1 protein-coding gene is annotated in these 1382 nt (G+C 41.9%); it reads right to left on the reverse strand.

Annotated elements, in window-relative coordinates:
• Positions 1–39 precede the first annotated feature (39 nt).
• The gene (locus CDG79_RS40500; RefSeq protein ID WP_094347042.1) at positions 40–1257 is read right to left on the reverse strand and encodes an ISAs1 family transposase; all 1218 of its coding nucleotides are present in this window, start codon (positions 1255–1257) and stop codon (positions 40–42) included.
• Positions 1258–1382 lie beyond the last annotated feature (125 nt).

Here is a 1382-nt window from a genome sequence, read left to right on the forward strand (position 1 = left end):
CAGGGTTAGCGCGTCTCAAACCCTATTGACAGGTAGATTCTAGGAGAGTATTGAGTTTGGAAGAGCCGCAGCCAAAACAGAAACCATATACTGATCATTCATCGCAGCTCGCCGTGACTTTTGTCGAATACTGCGACGAAAAGATGATTCTCGCTCTAAGGCATTCAGAGCAATGCGACGTAGCAAAGCAAAATTCTGTGGACTGTGCAGAGAACGAATTCGACATTCATCCTCATTGAAAGTGACATCTAATGTCCAATGAACAGAATTTTCTATTCCCCAATGCTGTCGAATTGCACTACCAATTTTGTTTGCATCGCTGGCGAGACTAGTAATGTAAAATTGCACCTCCTGGGTAGTTTTATTCCAATGCTGAATCGAACGCACTACCATCACAACTGTTGTCAGTCCTGTCCACAAATCTTGTTCATGAAGTGCAGGAAGTTGTGACACTGGTACGGTGTAAACTTGACGATTTTCGATGCGGTGATGTCCCTTCTCTACTCGTTGACTAATGCTGACATTAACATCTTTAAATCCATTGGACTGGGCTGTTTCAAACCAATTCTTGACTTGTTGGTGCAGCGTAGGGTGATTATCTTTCAGGCTCAAAATATAATCAGCATTTGCGGCGATGATTTTTTGGGCAATGGATTTTTGAGTGCCCATTGCATCAATAGTGATGATGCAGCCAGATATATCTAGCATTTCTAACAGTGCTGGAATTGCCGTGATTTCATTGGATTTGTCAATGACCTTTGTTTGCCCCAAGACCAGACGGTGTTCACTTGACCATGCACTAACCGTGTGTAAAGCTTTTAGCTGAGATTCTCGGTCATATGAGCCTCTATGAGTTTTGCCATCTATGGCTACTACTTTTACTCCCAATTTCTCAACTAGTGATTGTACCCATTGCCGAAAATATTGCTCAAATTCTCTTGGGTTAATTCTCTCAAACACTCTTCTAAAAGTATCGGGGCTGGGTATTCCGAATGGTAGTTCCAAAAATGTTTTCAACCACTCCTGTTTACTGATTCCATACTCCTCAATATCTTCCCAACCTTCCGATCCTGCTATTACTGCCAAAATCGCTATGGTGATGATATCTGTGAGTAAATGATATCTTGTCCTTTCCACTCTGGGGTCTTTTATTTGTGTGAAGTATTCCTGAAACTTAGTGGTAATGTCTTTGCTATCTATGCAGGGTGCAAAAGATGCTTTGGTTTTGCTTTTCTTGTTCTCAAATCCTGTTGACATTACTTTGAGCTTGCAACTAAATGGATTAAATATTACCCTAGCTCGGATAGTGCCACTTTGTTTCCAACTTGATTGCTGATCGGGCAAGTTCGCTTGTCAATAGGGTTTGAGACGCGCTAACCCTG

The organism is Nostoc sp. 'Peltigera membranacea cyanobiont' 232, from assembly GCF_002245985.1.
Classification (GTDB): domain Bacteria; phylum Cyanobacteriota; class Cyanobacteriia; order Cyanobacteriales; family Nostocaceae; genus Nostoc.